Raw genomic sequence first — 22,163 nt, forward strand, 5'->3', positions numbered from 1 at the left:
TCCATGGACATTTACTCCACAGGATGGTATCGTAAAATTCTTCTATCTATTCACAATATGCAGTGATACTATCTGAACTCCTTACATTTTAGCAGTATTACCAGGATTATTCTTCACCGATCTGCTTCAGATATTCCTCCTCCTTACAAGGAATTGTCACTGTAGTAGTGTCCACCGCAACAAGGTCGCAAGAAAGATCACCAATCTCCCACGTACCACCATAGCAGTACAGTGTAAATCCGCAATAAAAAGTATCACCATTCAACTCGTATAGCGCAGTCCGGTAAGCGATATTCTCTGTTCCGTACCTATTGCACCTTTCTATTAACATCTTCAGGTACAGATCCGAGGTGACCCTTAATTTCACCTCCGGATTAGAATCTTCTAACAAGCAGTCTTAGATCATATTCTCGATTATCTTTACCTCTCTTTTGATAGTTAACTTATCCCTGGACTATAGTAATGTAAGCTCTTTTGTCTCTTTTCCTAACATACTTAAAAATTGAATACAATAATGATGATGGGTTGTCTGCAATTATTACTCTTCGGCAACACTAATAACTACATCTTTAACACGTTTACCATTTAGATAAATCTCTACGTTATACTCATTTTTACCATTACTCGAAGGAAGAAAGCCCGGAAAATCATTTACAGTAAATAATCTATCCTTTCTCTCTCCGGATTTTTCTTCGTCATATATAACAATAAATACACCATCACTTTCATACATCTCAAGTCGCTTATATGGCTTATAATTATCAAATGCTAATATCACTTCATTTGAAATGTGCCCCCATAGATATGTAATTTCAACCCCTTCGTCAATACGGTTTCCAACATTATAATTTGTATTATCATTATAATTAATCATTCGAGCATTATCTGATATTTGCGGATAGCGCACTCTGTTATTCATATATATAAAATATGTAAGCAATACACTAAGTAATATAATGCTTATGCCGAAGAAAACCACTTTTTTCAATAGAATCCCTCCCAATTCACGTGTTGATACAAAATATTTGTTCCTCGTTACCCCAGTAATCTTTCTTATCATCTATTTTAGTAAATCCATACTTTTCATAAAGGCCTTTCTCACCGCTCACAAGATACACCTTACTAAATCCAATATTCTTAGCATAAGCGAGAGCAGCCTTTATCATATGTTCACTAATGCGCTTACCACGATATTCTTCTCCAACAAACACATGGCTTATATATGGTGTATAACTTACATCGGGAATACAATCCGTTTCTACCAAAGAACAGTACCCCATAAGATTTACTCCTTCTACTGCTATAAACACTCTTTCCCAATCAGAAAAATCGTTGTTTAGCATTTTCTTAGCAAGAAACGGTCCTGCTTTCCAAGAACAGTTATTTGCGTACTGAATGGCCTGATTCCATAATTCATCTGTAGCTTGTATCGCTTTAATTTCCATAATAATTCCCTTCTATTTATATAATGTCTAAAGCTTGTAACCTATAAAATGAATATTTGATCCCTTTTCTATTATCTCAATATTAATGAAACCTGCTTCCTTTAACAAATCTACAAATACAGCACTTTTAATAGGATAATAATCCGATACTTCTACTTCCATGCTTTTCTCACCCGATGTTTTGTCTTCAACCAGATATACAACATTAAATCTAATAATATCATCCAGATAATCAAAAACATAAAGAATGCTAACTATTTTTTCATCTTTTTCATCATGAATCCTCATAGGTAGAAACTTAGGTTTATTAATAAGCATATCATCATAGTTTCTAATATCAAAAACTGCAAGCCCTCCATTATTTAAACAATTATATATGTTTGTAAAAGCATCCAGTATATCACAATTTCTATGTAAATGTGGAATAGAGTTACCAAAACTTATTACTGCATCGAAAGAACCATTCATCTTACTTTGTATATCTCTAAAATCCGCCTGTATAAAATGTATATCTTTAATTCCGTCTTTTTCAGCATTTTTCCTTGCTATTTCAAGCATTTTATTACTGATGTCACTGCCGGTAACATGAAATCCTTCTTTAGCTAAGCCAATTGCTTGAAGACCTGTTCCACAAGAACAATCAAGAACTGTCCGAACTTTATTTATATGTAATAATGGAATCAATTCTTGCATTTGCCTTTTCATAGCATTATCCCACGAAGAAAAAAACCAATGATATTTGTCTGCTATTCTTTCATAGAAACTCTCAGTTTGGTGATTACCCATGAAAATACCTCCAATATTTTTATATTATTTAGAATATTAATATCACTAATATCGCTTTCCAATTGTAACCACCTCCTATAATATATTAACTCATTATATATTAAACGCGCACGGATGCGCGATATTTTAATTTTCATCCTACTCTGAATATTGTTCTTTCTACATTCCCTAATAACAAATCTTTAATTTTATATTTTGCATGTCCAATAATAACTGTAGTCCCGTTTTTGATTGGCTCAGATATATATTCTAATTTAGCTCTCATGCCATTTGCACCTTGCCTACTTGCACCGGAACAACATCTTTTCAGTTCATTTATATTATCAATCAGTTCATAAACATTTTTTCCAATAACTTCTTTTACTAAAGAGGTTTCATCTTGTGGGTCTTCCAGTAATCCTATGGATGAAGTTAATATTAACAAATATTTTGCCTTGACTAAGGATGCTATCTCAGATGCGGTCTCATCGTTATCAATACACTCTACAACCTTTTCTTGTTGCTTGCGTAGGCTAAACAATTCCATTTTTCTTGTTTCCTCATTACTTACAGAATCATTATAATTGACAATAGGTATTGCATTTTGTTTTACACAATCAAGCAATAATTTCTTGATGAATTTGCTTTTTTCAGGCTCATTAAAGTGCTGATGCTCAACCAAAACCTGCCTAACTGAATATGACGGATTTACAAACTTCCGATAATTCTCCATTAAAATACTCTGCCCTTGAGCTGCATAACACGCATTCACTTCTCCTTGAGCAGAATCAAGTATTTCCTTGCCCCCATTTCTTCTCATATAATCAATACGCCCTATCTCTACAGCTCCTGAACTTATCCATATGAAACCAGGCTCCAGCTCAGCTCCTAATCTACTAAAAACATTATAGTCTATATCATAATCATCACGCCTTATTAATGCCATTGATCCGATCTTTCCAACTAACTCACAATCAAACATTTCTTTCCTCCAAAGGATTTTAGTATAAGTAATCATACAAATTGGAATTTGCATATTATCGCTTTCTAATCTTATAGATAACATTACCTCCGATTAGTAAAATCCATGCAAGAAATCCTACTCTGAATCCAATTATCCAAATACTTTCATATTCCAGTCCAAATATTAAATCAAATATTTTAATCACAACAGTTCCACATAACGCTAAAGCGATAAGCAAAAGAATTGCTAACACAACATTTCTTATATTTACCATGTATAATCTCCTCCTTCCATTAAAAGATGTTGTTATGTCTTTTTAAATTTTTCTATTCTCATAGAAACCTCATTAAAAAATTATATACTTTTACGCTACTCTTCAGGCTCTGGGTATATTTGGTAACACATTGTTGAAATACAGTAATAGCAACTATATAAAATTATCAAATTAATTCTTGCACCTTTAAAATAAGTTGTTGCTTTTCTAACTCAAGACGTTTCATACCTAAGTCAATGCTAATCAATTCTCTCAATTGCTTATCTAACCCTAACTTTCGTTCACATTCATCTTCTCCCAGTTCATTAAGTTGCACTAAAGAATTATTGATATGTAACATTTCTGATGTCTCTTCTACTCCTGCATGTAAGTAATCATCTGTCATTAGTTCCTTTGGAAAAATTGCCTTTTCCGAATGCCAAATGATAACTCTAAACTCCTTATTATTAAACTCTTTTTCAAATTCTTCAAGGATGTTAATTTGCTGTGGCGATAGATGGCCTGTACCTATTACTAAAACTTTAAATTGGTTTCTTCTAATATTCTTGATTAATTTTTTACATCGAGTTTTAAAGAATTCTATGTCATCTAGAAAATTTCCTAGTAGCTTTTTGTTTACTACAGATTCTAGGCACCAGTACTCTTCTCCGTTTGCTTCTATCAACCCATCTGTTCCACAACAACATTGGTATTGGAGAGGAATATCCTTGTCATATGCAATTGTTTCAATTAATGTTGATTGCTCGGATGGAAAAATCCATGTATTGAGATATTCAATAAAATCTTTTTCGTTATAAATACCATCGTGCATGAGGACTTTCCTGTAACCATTTATCACAAAATTCTATACAATACTTACTAAGATTATCTGCTACAATATCCGGGACTAAATAAACCGACGGATTATTATCTTCACTTAGCAAAACATATTTCATATTTATTTTCACTCCTATATGTAATCTTGAAGTGCAACAATATATAATCTCTTTACGGGATAATATTATTATATTAAGGAAGGGTCGAAAATTTAGTTTTACTTTCCTCAAACCAGCTTCTTACAGCTTCAGCCCATATATCATTGTCAAATGGCCATGCAGTATTTTGAAGCTCCCTAGCTACTTCCCATGCATGATGAAAGAAGAATGTAATATCATCTCTTCCTGTATTCAATTCGCCGATAATAATATCACACCAACCTTTTGCACATTCATATAACTCAGATGACTTAATCTCTTTAACAAGTCTATCTATATCGTACGCTACTCTTCGTTCTTCTATAGTAATTTTACTGTCAATTATGTCAACTATTGTGTAAGCTGCTGTACATTTATAGTCCAAAGGTAATCCGCAAGATCCAGAATTGATTAGTATCTTATTATTTATCGTAGTATGCCACTGAACATGAGAATGACCAAATACAATTATATCAGCATCAATGTTATGCACCTCATTCATTATAGTTTCATCTGTATGTAATATTTCTTCTATGTACTCTGCAAATTCCTTATCATTAAATGGTTTTCTTTCCATCTTCTCTGCATACTTTGAACTTGATAGTAAATTTAAGTTTGAATCCTTGATCAGATTTGTTATATCATGCAACAATAATATTTTTATGGTTCCATCATTGATCTCAATTACCGCTTTATCTTGTAATTGTTGCAGATATAATAAATTCTCTTTTCTTAATTTTTTATAGTTCCAATACAAACTATTAAATTGGTTATGAACCCAATCTGTTTGGTCAATTTCCTTAAGCTCAACTAGATACCCCTCCTTATTACCTGATACAATAAAACTATTATCTAAGTTTCTCATAGTATCTACAACTTCATTAGGATATGGAAAATCAGCATAATAATCTCCGGCAAAGATATATCCATCTACCTTTTCGTTTCTCGCGTCTTCTAAAACAGATAATAGTGCGGGAGCATTTCCATGTATATCTGAAATAATTGCATATTTCATTTGCATGTCCTCCAAATTTTGTGTTTTATTAGTGGGCCCATCTTTCATATACGTGTCGTGTGATTTTCCGAAGCCTAAAGGTGACCACTCATACCGGGGCACCCTATGAGTCGGCTAATGCAGTCGGGACCTCGGTTAGCGAAGGGTTATCCGAGAAAATATTGAAAGGCAATTTCTCATCAACCCTTTGACATATAATATATCTTTTTTGCCACCGTACTCATAACCATCATATGGGTACCTTGTTAATGCCTCAATTATTCTAAACTTATGTTTATCAAGAAGCCTTACAATTTCATCTGTATTAAAAAATATATAATCAAGCATCACTTCTTCATCAAATAAGGAATTAACATGTAATACCTCATCACCTACATGAAACGATAAAAACAATAATCCATTGTCCTTCAATACAGTCCTTAAATTAACAAACATTTTGTCTATCTCTATTATCGTAAAATGAACTATTGAATAATATAAAATGATACCTGCAAGGCTTTTTTCTTTGGTTTAAGTTCTAAAATATTACCTTTAATAAATTCAATATCAGGATTTTTTTCCTTCGCTTTTCTCAACATACCATCAGATATATCTATACCACAAACATCTATACCTTGATCTTTTATAAAGCGTGTTATATGACCAGGGCCACATCCTAGATCACATACTTTACCATTTCCTCTTAAACAATTACAAAATTCTTTTATTAAGTATCTCATTTTTAAATACAATTGTCTTTACTGCACTTCTAATCGCCATATACTAAAACTCCTTCTGCAGAAAATATTAATATTTAAAGTAATACTATCGATGTATTCTCACTCCATTTTGTGTTAATATATCTAAAGCAGACGATAGAACAGCCTTATCTCTCCCAACAATTATGCAGCCTATAGCTTCTACCGCACTTATTGATTCTTAATTGAATTCTCATAATCTGTTTTTCTCTGTTAGCATAAAAACCTAGTGCTTTTTAATATGAATATTTACAGAATCATATTTAGTTTCTATCGATTGATTTAGTGAATTCAATTCATATTCATTCGTAATTGGAACAATAAATTCATTCAAATACCTATAATCTACTTTTTCCAAATCAAGTATCCGGTTTAATTCACATATAACATCACTATCTTTAGATATCTCACTTCGAATTAAAAACTAAACAAGAATTATTGTTAATCAGTATGCCGCCTAACGTTTCGTGTTCCCGACGCCCCTGAGCCTACAGACGACTGCTCATGCCGGGGACCCTATGGGTCGACTAATGCAGGCGGTGTCTCGGTTGGCGAACCGGAAACATATTGATATACGCAGTATCAGAACATAAAATTCGAATTATATCTCTTACTCTATTATCGGAGTCAACGTATACATCTCAACATTTTGATCTTTAACAGCCTCTATAGGATAAACTTCAATGGAATATTCTTTATTTATCTTAATATTGTTCGCCTTTGCCCATGCTTTTACATTTCTTTTTCCCATTATTTCAGTAGTTAATTGGTAAAAAGATTCCGCATTGAAATTATCTTTAATATATTTCCCTTGTGGAATAATATATGAAACCCAGCCTTCCTCCATATTTTCTATTTCTGTTACAGCGCATCCCGTAATATAATCAGGTACTTTATTAAGGGCAATTGCATATTCGACAATAGGTTCTATTGCCTTTTTGACTTTACCCCGATATTTTTCACCATAAATGCCCCATAGTTTCCCAAGACTATCAAAAGAAAGAGGTAAACTTGATTTTTGTAAGCTTAATCCAACAACTTTTATTTCTTTATCAATTGTTATAACTTCTGTATTACTTTTTTCAATAAACATCTAAACCATCCTCTCAGATAAAATATTTCGATTAGTATCATTTCAATATTAGTTACACATATTAAGTAATACTCCAGAGCCCTGCTCATATTGATATTGCGTATAACTTCTGCATTCCCGAACACTATTTCGCAAATACCCTTTATTTTGTGGTATTCCCGAATCAAATGTCGGTAATACCCCTTATAGATTAAGCTTCAATATGGTAACTTATTCCATATTGAAACATAATGTAACCATATTAAAACATTTATTTATTTTCTGTTCCTACTCTTCCTGCCTTAATGCAATTTCGAATTCCATCTCATGCTTAATCGGAATATCATCCATACCAATTAATGGGATACTAGGCTTTAGCTTACGAGAAACTTCTATCGCATTAATATGAGCAGCTTTTAAATCAAAGCCTTTCTTTTGATAGAACCGTATTGCTTTGATATCATCATTCGTTGTGATAAGCCATAATCTTTGACAATTGTTTTTCTTAGCCATATCAAGAACTTCTTTAATTAATGCTGATCCAATTCCTCTATTCTCTTCAAAACTGTTAAGGGTAACGATCTCGCATTCCTCATTCTCGATATGATAAGTAACTACACCTTTTATCACTTTATCTTCAATAAATAGAAATCCGGGTAAAATTGTCGTATCTATGATTCTCCCTCTTGATATTGAAGGAGGGCAAATCCATTCCTCCTTTAATATTTTATTTACTGCATCGCGATATTTTTCATCGATTTCTTGAATATACATTAATATCATCACCTACCTATATCTGTTCCAATATAAGATATTTATAAAGAAATTTGCTTATCATAAAGACACTTGCTATATGCATTCTCTTTTTACATCCAATGAGTGCGATTGTCATGATTTCATTCTAAAGGTCATCCTATGTCGTTTCTAAATTAATATTATCTTCAAAAAATCATAGACTAGGCATAATACTGTGCCTGTGCGGTCCAAAGCTGATGATATAGATTCTCCGCATCCTTTAGTAATTCATCATGACTTCCATCCTGTACAATTGTTCCCTCATCGAATACGACGATATGATCACAGAAACGGCAGGAGGACATCCTGTGGGATATATAGATGGCTGTCTTATCTTTTACCAACTCATCAAACCGCTTATAGATATCATATTCAGATACCGGATCTAAGGCAGAGGTAGGCTCATCTAGTACAACGAAGGGTGAATTCTTATAAAGAGCCCTGGCTATCGCTATCTTTTGCGCCTCTCCACCGGAGATTTCAACGCCGTTTTCTCTCATCTGATAGATATTGGTATCGATACCGCCTGGCATATCTTTCAGTCTTTCACCAAATCCGGCTTTTTCTAAACTATGTTCAATTCTATTTTTGTTATATTCTAAGGAAGCCGCTACATTCTCTGCCAGGGAGAATGAAAATAGTTGAAAATCTTGAAATACTATAGAAAACAAACGCATATATTCGTTGTAATCATACTCTTTGATATTAATTCCGTTTAGTAAGATCTCACCTTCTGTAGGCTCATACAGACGGCACAACAGCTTGATAAATGTGGTTTTGCCTGCTCCGTTCTTTCCAACTACCGCCATCTTTTGTCCAACCCGAAGTTTGATATTCACATGGGAAAGGACCATTTCACTGTTATTCGGATAATGAAATGATACATCTCTAAACTCTATTTCATATCGGTTACCATACCTTTTTTCAATCGGAAGTGTTCCCTTATGTTTTTGATTCTCAAGCTCCATAAAATCACTGAAATAAGCCAGATAACGACTTCTTATTCCGATATTAACATAGATATCCAGTAGACCGCCCAATCCGTCACGAAATTCTCTTAAGGCGCTGATATATCTTAATACACTTCCGATGGAGATCAATCCCAGAATAGTTTTGAGCCCCACATAGATATAACTAGCCACTTCAAATACTATTACAATCAGGTTACTGATGATACTGGAGATATTATAACTGTTCGTCATCTTGTTGGAGACTGTCTCCATCCGTTTATGGTCTTGATCTATTTCATCCATAATCATATCATCCATTCGATATAAACGGATGTCTTTACCTAAGGCATAATTCCATACGAAATTATAAAAATAACCAAAACGGCGATTGGACTCAACATTATCTTCAAAGCTTTTCTGTTCCTGCTTTCCGGTCCATCGGTTCAGATAAAAGGCTGCCAATAATGTAAATGCGATTATTATCAACAGCGAAAGGCCGCTGTACCCTGCATTCATAAATCCTGCCAGACCGCTTAGTTTACCGGCTTTTACCGGAATAAATAATCCTGCAAGTAGTCCGATGGAGCAAAATATTTTAAATATTCTCTCTATCAGTCTTCCAAGGAGATCGCAGAAGGTACCGATATCACCATGGCTGTTCATACCTGCTTCTGCCTTATGTATCATCGCCAGGGTTTCTTTTTTCTCAAGAAGCTCATAATCTAAGGATAAGGATTTTTCACTTATCATCTGACTGGTTCGTTCCGTGATAATCCTTCGAAACACTCCTGTTAGAAATTCTAGTCCCCACCTGCTGAGCGTCAGAATAAAATTCAATCCGACCATAACATAAACATATTGCATGATTTCATTAACGGAATTCCTATCAACTATCATATCTAAAATAATACTTCCCAGATATATATTAACGAAGGGTTGTCCCGCGGCAATTAATTTCGTTATCAATAAGAACGGCAGATAATCGGGCTTTAATTTTTTAACCAATTTAATTACTTTGAATACAGTACTTATTGTATTTTGCTTTTCATTCTTATGCTCCATTTACCCTACCGCCTTTTCCTGATAGTAATGACTTTGGATATCAAAGATCTCTTTATACTTACCTTGCTTTTGCATTAACTGTACATGAGCCCCTTCTTCTGCGACTGAACCATTCTCCAACAAAATGATACGATCACAGAATTTCGTACTGGAAAGCCGATGAGATATAAAAAGTGATGTTTTATCCTTCGTTAATTCGTTATATTCCTGATACATCTTACTTTCAGCGATAGGATCAAGTGCAGCCGTCGGTTCATCCAGTATTAAGATAGGACCGTCCTTATAGATTGCCCTTGCAAGCAGAAGTCTTTGTGTCTCACCGCCGGATAACTGAATTCCATTATCATGTAATGTCTGCGTGATAAAAGTCTGCTCTTTGTTCTCCAGCTTCTCGATCTTCTCCCATAAGCCGGCTTTTTTCAGACTCTCTATTAATCTTTCTCGATTGACGCCTTCTGTTTTACATCCTGCAACATTCATCTCGATGGTGAATGCCAAGGGATTAATATCCTGGAATAACACACTGATCAGTGACTGATACTCCGTTAGATTAATCTTACTAATATCTTTATCATTTACCAATATCGTACCGTCGGTTGGCTGATATAAGCCGCATAACAACTTTACAAGTGTAGTTTTTCCGGCTCCGTTATTACCGACAAGCGCTATCTTTTCACCGGGGTTTATTATCAGATTTATATGAGATAAAATGTCTTTATCCGATCCTGCATAACGAAAGGATACATCCCTAAATTCTATCTTAAGAGGCTGATCTATACTTGGAGCTTCTTCACCGCCCTGATGCATAAATACATCCTTCGTATCCATTACTGCCAGATATTCATTAAATTCATGACTTGATTTTCGCATGACGTTCAAGGAAAGTGAATAACCGTACATCCATTCAGAGAAGCCGGTAATTAGGCCTAGATATAAGGTAAAAGTTGCCGGTGAAATCTCACCGGACACTGCCTTGGTTACTAAGATATAATAAGCTAAAAGGTTTCTTGCCACTTCACAAAACTGATCGGATATGGTAGGCCAATACCAGCGAAAACCGGTCTTTCTCTGATATATCCCTGCAGCCTTAACCAGTTTATTATATACCTCATGAAACCAGCCTTCCATCTGATAGACCCGGACATCCTTACCTGCTTTCAGATCCAGACAGCTCTGGCTTAGATAACGTTTATTCCGGTAAATCTCCGTATTTTCTTCCCTGTGTTTATCAGAATACTTTAAGGCATGATTACGGAACATAAAATCCAGGACGAACATCACTATCATAATAAAAAGAATACGAATATCCAGAAAGAGTATCGCTGTTCCATAAGAGGTTAATCCAATGGTTAAGATCACAAATTCAACGGTTTCATTCATTAACCGTTCGGCTCCAATCCAGTTGCTGTTGATTGCATGTGCTCCTTTTTCGATTGCTCTTTGTCTTTCTTGCGGTTCCACATTAGAATAGTCAGTGGTCAGGTTCTTCTTCACATAGCGGTAAAAAAAGTGACCTAATCTGGTATAGGTTCGTTTATTTGATATGCGGGAACCCATAATACTAGTACAGGCATTAGCACCAGAAGCAAGCAGTATCACTCCAACCATTGCAGGAAGGAATTTACCGATATCCCCCTCTGTTATGTAAGCTATTGCAATGGTCGGTATTAATGTAGCCAGGAAAGGACCCGACACCTTACAGATCATATAGATCAGTACCTGCCACTTAGCCGTTTTGTAACGCTCAAACATAGCTTTCATTACCCGTATGACATTGCTAATCGCTATGTTATTACTCTTGTCATTCTTTTTTTTCTTCATTTTCTTTCCCTTCCCCCTAAATCCTAAAAACCAGAATTACACTGTAAAATTTATAGTAATTTTGTAAAATTTAATTAATTTTAACATATGTTACCAATAAAAACACTATTTATTTCAATAAATCTTACTCTTTATCAACCGTATTTGTGTTTAAATAAGATAGAAAAAGCCCCCTTTCATGTATACAAGTTTTAGATCTTTACTTGTCTAACAAGAAGGGAGCATATCATTATAAAATAGCCTCATTGTTAAATTATATTAATATGATTTTATATTATTATTTTTTAGTTTTAATGTTCAAAAAAGATAAATTTAATCTTGCAATCATGTATTTTTTTATTGTCTCCATTTTCCATTAATCTGAACATTACCCTCGGCAATCGAAGCTGCTTTATTCTTATATAATATAATTAAATAATTCGCCCCTGTTTTTAGTTCAATCTTAATCATTTCATCATTTTGCATTACCATCTTCCAAGTACCATGTTCTGCACTGTTGTTTTCATCGGTACAAATGATACTTCCTGTCAAATCATTATTGAGAATAGTTTCAAAGCGATATGTGTTTTGTGATTGTGTATAAGTTCCATCAATAAAAATAGTTTTATTCAAGTCCGGTAGTGTTTCATCTGCATTAGCAAAGTACTTAAAGTAGATAAAGATTCCTACAACTAATAAAATTACTATTAACAACCCTGTTCCTTTACTCCTGTTCATAAGCTACCTCCTTTATTATTGAACATGCTTTAAGATTGATTTTTTAACAATATCAATGTTGTCCTGTTCGTTCTTCTTTAACAAGGTAAACTTTTTCTTACTACATAAGATGATACAAATTAAAATGTCACATAAACTGGCTATGATAAATATACAATCGTAGGAAGCCATCGGGCGAGCAAGCTTAAACATGATCTTTCAAGCTTAATACCACAAAAAATGTAGATATCATAAATATGACACCAAACATAATCACCATAGCCCATTCATTGTTCTGACCGTAATAGCCTGCTGCATTAATGACAGAGTAGATTAATAATCCCATAGCTAGCAAAAACCATTTCTTAGAATTATTTGTATCTTTGAAAAGTTTAATCCCAGCTATAATTAATGTGATAGCCAGTAAGATTTCCGAAAAAATATGTAGTGAAATACTAATCGGTTCAGTACGAAGTTCCGGTATCTGACTACTTAAAAATAGCATTATCCATAGTGAAATAATTGAAACTCCAATAAAAATTGCAAAAATAGCTTTTCCTTTTCTTAAGTTCATAAGCTCCTCCTAAGTATAAATTAATCTTAACCTTTCTATTATCATTGGAACAAAACATAGTAAAATAATTAACTTGCTCCTTTAATAGTTTTTCATCTCATCTAAGTGTTCGTATGTACAATTAATAACAAAAATTAATTCAGAGCCACGGTTAAATTCAGACTTGCCTATTATTTTACTCGTAAAGTCATAGGATGATTTTCATGAAACTGTACCAGATCCCACAGGTTGCCATATAAGTCCTTAAAAACAGCTACAGTACCATAGTCTTGTTCTTTTGGTTCTCTAACAAATTCAATATCTTTTGCAAGCATATTATGATAATCTCTCCAAAAATCATCCGTACCAAGAAACAGAAAAACCCTACCCCCGGCTTGATTACCAATGAAAGTTTCCTGCACTGCACTCGATGCTTTTGCTAGTAATATGGTAGTTCCTTGATTACCGGGTGGGGATACTACAACCCAACGCTTATCTTGCTCCGGTTGATAAGTATCTTCAATTAAGTTAAACTGTAGTTTTTTTGTATAAAATTCAATTGCTTCATCATAATCCTTTACCACAATTGCAATATGTACAATAGCTTGTTTCATTATATACTCTCTCATTCGTTTTGATTATTTTTTGCCTTATTACCCTGTAACAAATTCATCTATTAACCAAGAATCATCACTTTGCTTCTTTAGAACAACATAAAATGATGTTTCCGTTTCACCGTATAGTGCTGATGTTTCTGCTGTTTCCATTTCTACATCGACAAAGACACGGGCCTCATTTTTTTTAATATTTTCTTTTTCCTCTTTTAATTCGTATGCCTTTGCCCATACCATTCCAAAAACATCACCTTCATGAAAATAATAGCTTATACATTCTTTTGAGCAAAAATTTTTCATACTTTCATATTCAGCTTTCTCAAAAGCGGAGAAGAAATCCTCTACAACTTTTAAAGGTTCTGATATGGTTTCTTCTGAACTGTTTTTAATGTCATTATCAATCTTTGTAACGTTGCTGCTATTGCTACATGCAATAAACATCAGAGTTATAACAAGTATCAGGAATAAAATTATATATTTTTTCATAACCCTCTCCTTCCTTAATCAGCGAAATAAAACAATAATTAATTCTTCTAACTATATTAATTATAATATTTCAATAGGTATTCTTTGTCAATTACAATTAAAGTATATAGTTTTTAGTTAAGACTTTACCATAATATACCTTTGAGGTATAATTAATTAGCTAATTATTACATATACGAGGAGTTAATAAGATGTCTGATCAGAGATTTACAGATGAGAATAACAACGATGAATGTAATACCATATTATATGTTTCTAAAAAAGCATCTAATTCTAAAAAAGTAAAATCCAAAATGAAAATACTCTATACCATTCAATCTATTCATGGCTTTTTATTAATATATTTATTCTTAATTATCACCTTATTCATTAAGGAGCTCGTTGTGTTGCCTATCTATACTAACAAAGCTATTAACACAGCCAAAGAATCGAATTATAAAAATTCGACAGAATTAAAAACTTCTGAAGGAGTATCTGATGGGATGCCTTCTCCTTCACCGATGCCGGCTGTTGCTACAACTGTACCGATTTCATCTCGTGTTAGTGAAGCCTCAACTCCGACCATATATTCAACACCCACACCTTTACCTACTCCTACTCCTTCTACAACTCCAACTCCTACTCCCTCGCCAACTCCTTCACCTTCCCCAACCCCTACGATTGCACCTACCCCAACAGCGACTCCCACTCCATCATCAATACCTACACCTACACCGATTCCAAAGAGGGATAAAGAAGGTCGTTTACTTAAGTTTAAGGATCTGCTGGCAAAGAATAAGGATGTTAAGGGTTGGATAAAAATTAGCGGTACCAATATTGATTATCCGGTTATGCAGCCCGGTGCAAATGATCCGGATTATTATCTTCATAAGGGATTTGATAAAAAATACAGTAAAGCCGGTTCCTTATATTTGGATCACAGATCTTCTGTTGAAGAAAACACACAAAACTATGTGATATACGGGCATAATATGATCTCTACACCAGAAAAAATGTTTCATTATCTCAAATATTATAAATTAAAGCTTAGCTATTACAGGAAACACCCGGTAATCACATTCGATACTCTGTATCATCAAGGGAAATGGAAGATATTTGCCGTGTTTATTACCACGCCGGATGCTAAAAAAGATTACTTTTTTGACTATAGAAAATCTACGTTTAAAAATTCCTCTGAGTTTTTAAACTTTGTATACCAGATACGAATTCGTTCCTTAATTAACATTGACGCAGTTGATGTCAATGAAAATGATCAGCTATTAACACTCTCCACCTGCTCTTATGAGGTAAATGATAATTACCGAACCGTTGTCGTTGCCAGAAAAGTTAGAGAAGGAGAAACCACTGATGTTAAAGTGAATAGCGTTTCTTTCAATAAAAAACCTCTATATGCAGATGATTATTATAAACGATATGGCGGAAAGGCTCCTAAATTACCTGCTACCTTTGAAAAAGCACTGGAAAAAGGACAAATCAAATGGTATAAACCACCCAAAGAAAATGATTAAGAATTTAATTAATAAGTAGCCGATATCGTGCAAGAATATGTTTTTCTGTATCCCATACGTATCTTTCTATTGTATAATGTAAATTAGGAATAACATACTACAAAACTACTATATTCACTGTTAAGGAGAAGCTATGAACATTGAATTTTCAGAAAGATCCAATCGATTTGGAAGCAATATATTTCATACATTAAATGATTTAAAGAACGAACGTTTAAAGGAAGGTAAACCAGTATACAATTTTACTGTAGGTACACCGGATTTTCATCCCGATGCCCATGTGATGGAGGCAGTGTCAAAAGCTGCCCTCGAACCGGAGAATTATAAATACTCTCTGGGTGATACCGAAGAGCTTATTGATGCAGTGATCAACTGGTATCAGAGACGATATCAAGTTACACTAAGCAAGGATGAAATCACTTCTGTGTCCGGTACACAAGAAGGGATGGCTCATATCGGATTGGCATTAATAAACTATGGAGATACCGTTCTTGTACCCAATCCCGGATACCCAATCTTTGAAATAGGTCCTTACTTATGCGGTGCAAAGATTGCATATTATAATCTTTTACCCGAGAATAATTATCTGCCTGATTTGAGTTCAATTTCTAAAGAGGTTGCGAACAAAGCCAAGATGATGGTTGTATCCTATCCTTCCAATCCTGTATGTACCACCGCTCCTTCCTCCTTCTATGAAGAATTGATTGCTTTTGCTAAACACCATCAGTTAGTAATTATTCATGATAATGCCTATTCTGAAATTATCTATGATGGTAGGAAGGGGACCTCTTTCTTAAGCTATCCCGGGGCAAAGGATGTCGGAGTTGAATTCAATTCCCTGTCAAAAACTTATAACATAACCGGAATACGAATCTCCTTCCTACTTGGTAATAAGGAAATAATACATAAATTCAAAACCCTTCGTTCCCAATTTGATTATGGTACCGGTCATCTGGTTCAAAAAGCCGCTATCGCAGCTCTTAACGGTCCTCAAGACAGTGTTACCATCAACTGCAAGGAGTATGAGAAAAGACGTGATGCACTCAGTAATGGACTTACCAAACTGGGTATGAAGGTGCAAAACTGCGAAGGCTCCATGTTTGTTTGGGCTCACATACCGGAGGGATATACTAATTCCAATGAATACTGTATGAAGCTATTTCACGAAACCGGTATCCTATGTACTCCGGGCAGTAGCTTCGGTACCCTTGGTGAAGGTTATATAAGATTTGCCCTGGTTCTTCCGGTCGATGTAATAAATGCTATATTCAACTAAATATTTTGAATGAAAAATGAGATATAAAAGCTATATATAATTGCATTAAAATCATATATAAAATTGAGGAGGATTGTTAAATTGGAAATCACGGTTCTAAAAAGAAAAACATTTTATATTGGGATGTTACTTAAATTAGGTGTTATTATATCATGTTGTATCGGTATCTACTATACAGCGGGAGGAAAAGGCTTTATGGGTTCCTCTTCTATGTGGTTGTACTTTACAATACAAAGCAATGCCTGGATTGCCTTCATTAGTTTTATTTTTCTTATTTACGATATATTAAATCGTAATAGAGAAATTAGCAACCGTTTTTATATCCTCAAATTCATTTTTACGGTTTCCATCCTTCTTACCTTTGTTGTATTTGCAGTTTTGCTATCACCGTTGATGCCTTTAGATTATCTAATATCCCCATCAAATATATTCTTACATAACATCACACCTATATTAGCAGTGATTGATTTTATCTTATGTGATTATAAGTATGAAAGTAAATGGACACATATTTTATATGTGCTCATTATGCCTTTACTATATGTTACCTTTACTTTAATTTTATCCTTCAGTGGCATAATGTTTGGGAAAGAAATTGTTCCCTATTTCTTTCTGAACTATGAAAAACTTGGCTGGCTTTCCATAAATCAATATGGTATGGGTGTATTATATTGGATCATTATATTATTAATTTTATTACTAGGTATGGGCACAGGACTTCTAATGATTTTAAAAGTCCGTAAAAGAAAACTTCATTAAATTAGATATTACTACACATAAGAAATATATTGATATAGTTTACTGATACTCATAATGGCTTCAATGTATATCCGTTTATTATCATATATAAAGCTTCGATTTTTTTGTAATAAATTAAAATCATCCAGTGGTACTCCTTTATATTTTATATTGATATACATAAGGTTTTCTTATGTGACTAAGTCACATTGATATATGTCAATATATAAATAAAGCTGCATATGTTAAAGTATAAATAAAATTTTTCAGGAGGTTTCATTATGAGTGATGTTACATCAACTTCTTACTTTAACGATAATAAATGTAAATGTGATAATGGCATTAGCCCAATTTTCTTAATTCTTTTACTTTCCTTATGTGGAGGATGTGGAGGCGATAATGGATTTTTAGGAGGTTTATTTGGTGGTGGCGACAAATGTGGTTGTAATAGTGGTTTTGACGGCATTCTACCTATTCTCTTAGTCCTCTTATTAAGTGGTGGATCCTGCTTATAGCTCAGAAAAAGGCTGTTTCTTTGAAACAGCCTTTTATTCAATTTTATCTAACCTGTAATTTCCCAATTACAGCCGCTGGATTTACGATTTTCCAAGTTTATAGGTGTTAGTATTATGAATATAATCAATGGTGACCGCTGTCTCATCGATTACCTTTATGAACTCATCTGGAGTAATATCGGGTTTCACCTGACAGCACAATGGATAAAATCCGGCACACTATGGTACAGCCCAGCTTAAACCACCTTCATGAAGAATTTCATGGTATATTTCATGTTAGAAAATATAAAACTATATATGACAACAAAAATAAATTTTGATAAGGAGATCTTAAGATGAATAGAAGCCGTGCAAAAGAAATCGTTACTTCACCGGAGATGGTTAATGTAACCTACGATGGCCAACCCATTTATATTGAAAATGTTAACCCTACAAGAGATACTGCAAGTATTCATTTTCTTAATCGTCCTGAATATAGCCAGGAAGTACATTTAACACAACTGGTTGAATAGATAATAGTGACTATTCCTGTATATCTATTCAAGTTAAATTTTTTGAATAACCTAAGGGCTTTTAAGCCCTACTTACATAGTAAAAAAATTCATATGTAGAGTGTTTGCATTCTTTATATCAAAAAATAATACTATACCTACATTTTATGTCTCTTTGTTATGTAATAACAAACTCCTCATTTTTTCTGCCACTTCCCGCTCTTTGTCCGGTTGCACACGAAATGCTACATATAAATTTCCCAGTGAAAATATTGCTGCCATGAAGAAAACCCATTGACTGCCCCAGTTCATCCAGATATAACCCCCTGCAAATGCCGCTAATATTGATACGACATGATCCAGACTAATACCCATGGATAAGGTAGAGGTAACCTCTTCATGATCCCATGCAATGGACCGAAGATAAATGGATTTCACCATACCGATCTGCATTGATAAACGGTCTAAGACAAATAGCAAATATACAATCCAAATAGCATAACCTTGTTTTGGTAATACCTCGGATATAATACCCCAAACCACAAATCCATAGATAATATATACACCGATAAAAGTAAGTGCATCTACATACATCATTCGCTTAATACCAAAATAATCCATCCATTTTCCAAGTATGTTAAAAAAGAAAATGGAGATAAAACCAACCACAATCGTGAGTATAGCAAGGGTATCGGCTTTCTTCATTAATAGATCAACGATAACCCAAGTACCATATACATATGCTATTTGTTTCTGAACCCCATGAAGAATTGTAAGAAGATAAAAGTAGCGATATTGCTTTCGAAGAACCAGCTTCGTCTTACGTGCTTTCGTTTTCTTTGGTTTCGTTCTGGCTATCATAATGGCTGCCATTATGGTTGCACAGGTAAAGGCACCGGCAGCAACGATAAAGATCCATTTTATTTTCGTCTGAAAGGTAAAAAAGCCAACTCGAAATCCAAAAAAAACCAGAAGAGCCGCTGATAAACTAAAGATAGCGCGAACACTGGAAAACTGCCCCATACGTCGACCAATCATCTTCGGATCTGCCAGAGACATTCCAATGGCATCCTGTAAGGGCATAAAAAGGTGCATTCCCATAGAATTAATAAACAAAAATATCAGCATTACACCAAAAGAAGGTGTCAACAATCCAAGAAAAGTCACCCCAACGGTTGCTAAAACTTGAGCTATAAAGGCTAATCTTATATCTCCTAAAAAGCCTAAAGATCCTATTACAAATGCACACAATAAGCCAGGCATCTCCCGCGGGAATTCGATAAAACCTCTTTGAAACGCAGTTACATGATACACTTCTTTAAAATAGTTCGAGTAAACTGCATCACTCAGTCCATTACCAAAAGCCACTGCTGAAATTAAAATAAAGAACATCAAAACCTCTGGGCGCATATTTAAGATTTTATTTTTCATCTTGTTATTTCCTTTCCATTCTGTCCAGTTTTTAAAGTCATAATATAATGAATTATGTATACTTCAACTAGTTAAATTTGAAAAGTCTTTAAAGCTTTCATTAAGTTATCTATAGTCACATGATGCTATTATATATGTATAACCTAAAAATAGCTACCATATTTTCATTTAACATGATAATATGATAGCTGTAGATTATTAATTAATAATGCATTTTATTAGTATATCAATTTATTTTATAAATCTCCAAGTATCAAAAAGGAAACCTTCACCGTTAAATGTAAAATACAAATCTTGCACTCCGGTTACTTCACTGACTTCAATGGCTACCTCAACGAACTTATCTTCGCTTTCTGTATTGGGTATCTCCAGATAACCAATGATCTCACCCTCCGGTGAATCAAGACTGATTTGTATAACATTACCGGCTAATTCACTTGATACCTTAGCTGTAAAAGCATGTGGCGCAGTATTGCCAAAGTCCACATTTGATAAACCAAACCAGTCACCGGTTGATATATCAGATACAGCCTGATTAACTTCACCATAGTTTTCGCTAATCTCATCAATCTTCACCGTTGAAACTCCAGCACTCCAGGCAAAGGTCTCAGCCTCATTTAACTGATATGGATCGAAGCTTTTAATTTGTGGAACTCCGGCCTTAGATGCCTTAACAGGCTCTATCACACCCTCTTGGGTAATAATAGCCTCATCAACATGGGGACTGCGGTATCCACCTGTAATTCCCATGGCATCCTGTAATAACTGGGAATGATAAAAAATATACCATTTGTCATTGAACTGTATAATACTGTGATGATTATTCCCATAGGATCCAAAGAACTTACCGGGGTTTTCCAAAATGGAACCTTGATATTCCCAGGGACCCATTGGGCTTTTACTGGTCATATATATAATGTTGGCAGGTTCTGGTATATGCTCACCGACAGCATTTTCTCGACTTGACCAATTTGAGCAATAGGTATAATAATAGATATCACCGATTTTATTGATATAAGCTGCCTCAAAGAAAAAGGGTGCTTCTACCACCTTGGGAGTACCTATAAGGCTGATCATATCCTCACCAAGCTCTACAACCCTGGCAGAATTAGGCATCTCTTCCTTCCCTGTCGGTACGCCCCCGCCATAATACAAATATGCTTTTCCGTCATCATCAACCAAAACTGCCGGATCAAATAACCATGGGATTTCCGCTGAAGAAGATAACGGTGTTTGTCTGGATACCAAAGATTTTTGCAAGGGATCTTTAAACGGTCCTGTTGGACTATCACTGGTTAATACACCGATACCATTGGCTGAATTGGCAAAATATAAGAAAAATTTATCCTTTCCATTTATGTTTTTATAGGTAGCTGCCGGTGCCCAAGAATTATTCGCCCACATAGAAACACCATGATACCCTCCAATTACTACTTCTCCGTGATCTGTCCAGTTTACCAAATCATCCGAGGAGATAAGATTGAGCGACTTAATCTGACTATAAGAGTTCTTAAGAATCTTACCATCAGATTTTTCGATAATATCACCGGTCATATATACATAAACTCTCCCATTATAGACTAAAGCAAATGGATCTGCTCCAAATTTATGGGTCATAATTGGATTATGAAAATATTTTGATTTATAGCTTTCTGATAAAGTAATATTCTCAAACATAAGTGATGGATTTTCAATCGTGGGCTCAAACTCAAACGATGTTAACTGCTGCTCTTTCGTTCTGCTTTTTCCGGCTTCCTCTGCCATACTATTCCATTGCTCTGCAGCTTCCGTTGGCAGAGTTTCTTTCTGTGATAACTCATTATCTGTATTTGAAATTGTATTCGTACTTGAATTTATATCCGTACTTGGATTATTTTCTTCATTCTTTCCTGTTTCTTTCTGACAGCCTGCTAATACAACCATACATAATATAAGCATAGCACATTTCAGATAATTTTTTGCCATAATTCTTCTCCGTTTTCGCTAATTAGTTCCTTTATAA

At 34.3% G+C, this 22,163-nt stretch carries 26 protein-coding genes; 5 read left to right on the forward strand and 21 right to left on the reverse strand.

Going from position 1 to position 22,163, the window contains the following annotated elements:
* Positions 1 to 106: 106 nt before the first annotated feature.
* The 19 genes from I5677_RS08360 to I5677_RS08450 form a co-directional block, all read right to left on the reverse strand.
* Positions 107 to 331 carry a hypothetical protein gene (locus I5677_RS08360; protein WP_197661128.1) on the reverse strand — a complete coding sequence of 75 codons (225 nt, stop codon included), beginning with the start codon at positions 329 to 331 and terminating at the stop codon, positions 107 to 109.
* Between the two features lie 207 nt (positions 332 to 538).
* The gene (locus I5677_RS08365; RefSeq protein WP_197661129.1) at positions 539 to 988 is read right to left on the reverse strand and encodes a hypothetical protein; all 450 of its coding nucleotides are present in this window, start codon (positions 986 to 988) and stop codon (positions 539 to 541) included.
* 16 nt (positions 989 to 1,004) lie between these two features.
* Positions 1,005 to 1,445 carry a GNAT family N-acetyltransferase gene (locus I5677_RS08370; protein WP_197661130.1) on the reverse strand — a complete coding sequence of 147 codons (441 nt, stop codon included), beginning with the start codon at positions 1,443 to 1,445 and terminating at the stop codon, positions 1,005 to 1,007.
* A 27-nt stretch (positions 1,446 to 1,472) separates the two neighbouring features.
* Positions 1,473 to 2,231, reverse strand: coding sequence for a class I SAM-dependent DNA methyltransferase (locus I5677_RS08375; RefSeq protein WP_197661131.1), 759 nt, complete (start codon positions 2,229 to 2,231; stop codon positions 1,473 to 1,475).
* A 133-nt stretch (positions 2,232 to 2,364) separates the two neighbouring features.
* Positions 2,365 to 3,192: an amino acid kinase family protein gene (locus I5677_RS08380; RefSeq protein WP_197661132.1), complete on the reverse strand. Its 828-nt coding sequence runs from the start codon at positions 3,190 to 3,192 to the stop codon at positions 2,365 to 2,367.
* Between the two features lie 55 nt (positions 3,193 to 3,247).
* Complete coding sequence (locus tag I5677_RS08385; RefSeq protein WP_197661133.1) at positions 3,248 to 3,448, reverse strand: hypothetical protein; 201 nt, start codon at positions 3,446 to 3,448, stop codon at positions 3,248 to 3,250.
* Between the two features lie 166 nt (positions 3,449 to 3,614).
* Entirely contained in the window at positions 3,615 to 4,259 is a 645-nt protein-coding gene (locus I5677_RS08390; RefSeq protein ID WP_197661134.1) for a creatininase family protein, read from the reverse strand.
* Complete coding sequence (locus I5677_RS08395; RefSeq protein ID WP_197661135.1) at positions 4,240 to 4,383, reverse strand: hypothetical protein; 144 nt, start codon at positions 4,381 to 4,383, stop codon at positions 4,240 to 4,242. Before I5677_RS08395 ends, I5677_RS08390 begins: the two co-directional genes overlap by 20 nt.
* Before the next feature lie 73 nt (positions 4,384 to 4,456).
* Complete coding sequence (locus tag I5677_RS08400; RefSeq protein WP_197661136.1) at positions 4,457 to 5,416, reverse strand: metallophosphoesterase family protein; 960 nt, start codon at positions 5,414 to 5,416, stop codon at positions 4,457 to 4,459.
* A 135-nt stretch (positions 5,417 to 5,551) separates the two neighbouring features.
* Positions 5,552 to 5,827 (reverse strand): hypothetical protein, encoded by a 276-nt coding sequence (locus I5677_RS08405; protein ID WP_197661137.1) that lies wholly within the window; start codon positions 5,825 to 5,827, stop codon positions 5,552 to 5,554.
* Positions 5,828 to 5,880: 53 nt separating this feature from the next.
* A complete protein-coding gene (locus tag I5677_RS08410) occupies positions 5,881 to 6,135 on the reverse strand; it encodes a class I SAM-dependent methyltransferase (protein ID WP_197661138.1) in 255 nt (84 codons plus the stop codon).
* Positions 6,136 to 6,763: 628 nt separating this feature from the next.
* Entirely contained in the window at positions 6,764 to 7,246 is a 483-nt protein-coding gene (locus tag I5677_RS08415; protein ID WP_197661139.1) for a GyrI-like domain-containing protein, read from the reverse strand.
* 267 nt (positions 7,247 to 7,513) lie between these two features.
* A complete protein-coding gene (locus I5677_RS08420) occupies positions 7,514 to 7,999 on the reverse strand; it encodes a GNAT family N-acetyltransferase (protein ID WP_243456535.1) in 486 nt (161 codons plus the stop codon).
* Between the two features lie 182 nt (positions 8,000 to 8,181).
* On the reverse strand, positions 8,182 to 10,032 hold the full coding sequence (locus tag I5677_RS08425) for an ABC transporter ATP-binding protein (protein ID WP_197661141.1): 1,851 nt from the start codon (positions 10,030 to 10,032) through the stop codon (positions 8,182 to 8,184).
* A complete protein-coding gene (locus I5677_RS08430; RefSeq protein ID WP_197661142.1) occupies positions 10,033 to 11,853 on the reverse strand; it encodes an ABC transporter ATP-binding protein in 1,821 nt (606 codons plus the stop codon).
* Between the two features lie 336 nt (positions 11,854 to 12,189).
* Positions 12,190 to 12,570: a hypothetical protein gene (locus I5677_RS08435; protein ID WP_197661143.1), complete on the reverse strand. Its 381-nt coding sequence runs from the start codon at positions 12,568 to 12,570 to the stop codon at positions 12,190 to 12,192.
* Positions 12,571 to 12,754: 184 nt separating this feature from the next.
* The gene (locus tag I5677_RS08440; RefSeq protein WP_197661144.1) at positions 12,755 to 13,123 is read right to left on the reverse strand and encodes a hypothetical protein; all 369 of its coding nucleotides are present in this window, start codon (positions 13,121 to 13,123) and stop codon (positions 12,755 to 12,757) included.
* A gap of 170 nt (positions 13,124 to 13,293) precedes the next feature.
* Positions 13,294 to 13,716 (reverse strand): VOC family protein, encoded by a 423-nt coding sequence (locus tag I5677_RS08445; protein WP_197661145.1) that lies wholly within the window; start codon positions 13,714 to 13,716, stop codon positions 13,294 to 13,296.
* 39 nt (positions 13,717 to 13,755) lie between these two features.
* Complete coding sequence (locus I5677_RS08450) at positions 13,756 to 14,202, reverse strand: hypothetical protein (RefSeq protein WP_197661146.1); 447 nt, start codon at positions 14,200 to 14,202, stop codon at positions 13,756 to 13,758.
* Positions 14,203 to 14,393: 191 nt separating this feature from the next.
* Between I5677_RS08450 and I5677_RS08455 the strand changes: the two genes are divergently transcribed.
* From I5677_RS08455 to I5677_RS08475, 5 genes are all read left to right on the forward strand, one after another.
* Positions 14,394 to 15,710 carry a class B sortase gene (locus I5677_RS08455; RefSeq protein ID WP_197661147.1) on the forward strand — a complete coding sequence of 439 codons (1,317 nt, stop codon included), beginning with the start codon at positions 14,394 to 14,396 and terminating at the stop codon, positions 15,708 to 15,710.
* A gap of 133 nt (positions 15,711 to 15,843) precedes the next feature.
* The gene (locus I5677_RS08460) at positions 15,844 to 16,986 is read left to right on the forward strand and encodes an aminotransferase class I/II-fold pyridoxal phosphate-dependent enzyme (RefSeq protein WP_197661148.1); all 1,143 of its coding nucleotides are present in this window, start codon (positions 15,844 to 15,846) and stop codon (positions 16,984 to 16,986) included.
* Positions 16,987 to 17,067: 81 nt separating this feature from the next.
* Positions 17,068 to 17,745, forward strand: a complete 678-nt coding sequence (locus I5677_RS08465) for a Pr6Pr family membrane protein (protein WP_197661149.1) — start codon at positions 17,068 to 17,070, stop codon at positions 17,743 to 17,745.
* 260 nt (positions 17,746 to 18,005) lie between these two features.
* The gene (locus I5677_RS08470; protein WP_197661150.1) at positions 18,006 to 18,239 is read left to right on the forward strand and encodes a chorion class high-cysteine HCB protein 13; all 234 of its coding nucleotides are present in this window, start codon (positions 18,006 to 18,008) and stop codon (positions 18,237 to 18,239) included.
* 335 nt (positions 18,240 to 18,574) lie between these two features.
* Positions 18,575 to 18,751 (forward strand): H-type small acid-soluble spore protein, encoded by a 177-nt coding sequence (locus I5677_RS08475; protein ID WP_197661151.1) that lies wholly within the window; start codon positions 18,575 to 18,577, stop codon positions 18,749 to 18,751.
* A 144-nt stretch (positions 18,752 to 18,895) separates the two neighbouring features.
* On the opposite strand, the gene I5677_RS08480 is transcribed toward I5677_RS08475, so the two are convergent.
* Positions 18,896 to 20,161 carry an MFS transporter gene (locus I5677_RS08480; RefSeq protein WP_197661152.1) on the reverse strand — a complete coding sequence of 422 codons (1,266 nt, stop codon included), beginning with the start codon at positions 20,159 to 20,161 and terminating at the stop codon, positions 18,896 to 18,898.
* A 231-nt stretch (positions 20,162 to 20,392) separates the two neighbouring features.
* The gene (locus I5677_RS08485; RefSeq protein WP_197661153.1) at positions 20,393 to 22,126 is read right to left on the reverse strand and encodes a glycoside hydrolase family 43 protein; all 1,734 of its coding nucleotides are present in this window, start codon (positions 22,124 to 22,126) and stop codon (positions 20,393 to 20,395) included.
* Positions 22,127 to 22,163 lie beyond the last annotated feature (37 nt).

The sequence above is a fragment of the Mobilitalea sibirica genome, from assembly GCF_015999265.1.
Classification (GTDB): Bacteria; Bacillota; Clostridia; order Lachnospirales; family Lachnospiraceae; genus Mobilitalea; species Mobilitalea sibirica.

What these genes read in the sequence shown, in the direction of transcription:
- I5677_RS08485 (WP_197661153.1), bottom strand. Translation starts at nt 22,126, where the DNA reads ATGGCAAAAAATTATCTGAAATGTGCTATGCTTATATTATGTATGGTT.
- I5677_RS08385 (WP_197661133.1), bottom strand. Translation starts at nt 3,448, where the DNA reads ATGGTAAATATAAGAAATGTTGTGTTAGCAATTCTTTTGCTTATCGCT.
- I5677_RS08395 (WP_197661135.1), bottom strand. Translation starts at nt 4,383, where the DNA reads ATGAAATATGTTTTGCTAAGTGAAGATAATAATCCGTCGGTTTATTTA.
- I5677_RS08435 (WP_197661143.1), bottom strand. Translation starts at nt 12,570, where the DNA reads ATGAACAGGAGTAAAGGAACAGGGTTGTTAATAGTAATTTTATTAGTT.
- I5677_RS08375 (WP_197661131.1), bottom strand. Translation starts at nt 2,231, where the DNA reads ATGGGTAATCACCAAACTGAGAGTTTCTATGAAAGAATAGCAGACAAA.
- I5677_RS08410 (WP_197661138.1), bottom strand. Translation starts at nt 6,135, where the DNA reads ATGAGATACTTAATAAAAGAATTTTGTAATTGTTTAAGAGGAAATGGT.
- I5677_RS08420 (WP_243456535.1), bottom strand. Translation starts at nt 7,999, where the DNA reads ATGTATATTCAAGAAATCGATGAAAAATATCGCGATGCAGTAAATAAA.
- I5677_RS08470 (WP_197661150.1), top strand. Translation starts at nt 18,006, where the DNA reads ATGAGTGATGTTACATCAACTTCTTACTTTAACGATAATAAATGTAAA.
- I5677_RS08415 (WP_197661139.1), bottom strand. Translation starts at nt 7,246, where the DNA reads ATGTTTATTGAAAAAAGTAATACAGAAGTTATAACAATTGATAAAGAA.
- I5677_RS08425 (WP_197661141.1), bottom strand. Translation starts at nt 10,032, where the DNA reads ATGGAGCATAAGAATGAAAAGCAAAATACAATAAGTACTGTATTCAAA.
- I5677_RS08390 (WP_197661134.1), bottom strand. Translation starts at nt 4,259, where the DNA reads ATGCACGATGGTATTTATAACGAAAAAGATTTTATTGAATATCTCAAT.
- I5677_RS08475 (WP_197661151.1), top strand. Translation starts at nt 18,575, where the DNA reads ATGAATAGAAGCCGTGCAAAAGAAATCGTTACTTCACCGGAGATGGTT.
- I5677_RS08360 (WP_197661128.1), bottom strand. Translation starts at nt 331, where the DNA reads ATGTTAATAGAAAGGTGCAATAGGTACGGAACAGAGAATATCGCTTAC.
- I5677_RS08430 (WP_197661142.1), bottom strand. Translation starts at nt 11,853, where the DNA reads ATGAAGAAAAAAAAGAATGACAAGAGTAATAACATAGCGATTAGCAAT.
- I5677_RS08480 (WP_197661152.1), bottom strand. Translation starts at nt 20,161, where the DNA reads ATGAAAAATAAAATCTTAAATATGCGCCCAGAGGTTTTGATGTTCTTT.
- I5677_RS08400 (WP_197661136.1), bottom strand. Translation starts at nt 5,416, where the DNA reads ATGAAATATGCAATTATTTCAGATATACATGGAAATGCTCCCGCACTA.
- I5677_RS08380 (WP_197661132.1), bottom strand. Translation starts at nt 3,192, where the DNA reads ATGTTTGATTGTGAGTTAGTTGGAAAGATCGGATCAATGGCATTAATA.
- I5677_RS08445 (WP_197661145.1), bottom strand. Translation starts at nt 13,716, where the DNA reads ATGAAACAAGCTATTGTACATATTGCAATTGTGGTAAAGGATTATGAT.
- I5677_RS08370 (WP_197661130.1), bottom strand. Translation starts at nt 1,445, where the DNA reads ATGGAAATTAAAGCGATACAAGCTACAGATGAATTATGGAATCAGGCC.
- I5677_RS08460 (WP_197661148.1), top strand. Translation starts at nt 15,844, where the DNA reads ATGAACATTGAATTTTCAGAAAGATCCAATCGATTTGGAAGCAATATA.
- I5677_RS08440 (WP_197661144.1), bottom strand. Translation starts at nt 13,123, where the DNA reads ATGAACTTAAGAAAAGGAAAAGCTATTTTTGCAATTTTTATTGGAGTT.
- I5677_RS08450 (WP_197661146.1), bottom strand. Translation starts at nt 14,202, where the DNA reads ATGAAAAAATATATAATTTTATTCCTGATACTTGTTATAACTCTGATG.
- I5677_RS08455 (WP_197661147.1), top strand. Translation starts at nt 14,394, where the DNA reads ATGTCTGATCAGAGATTTACAGATGAGAATAACAACGATGAATGTAAT.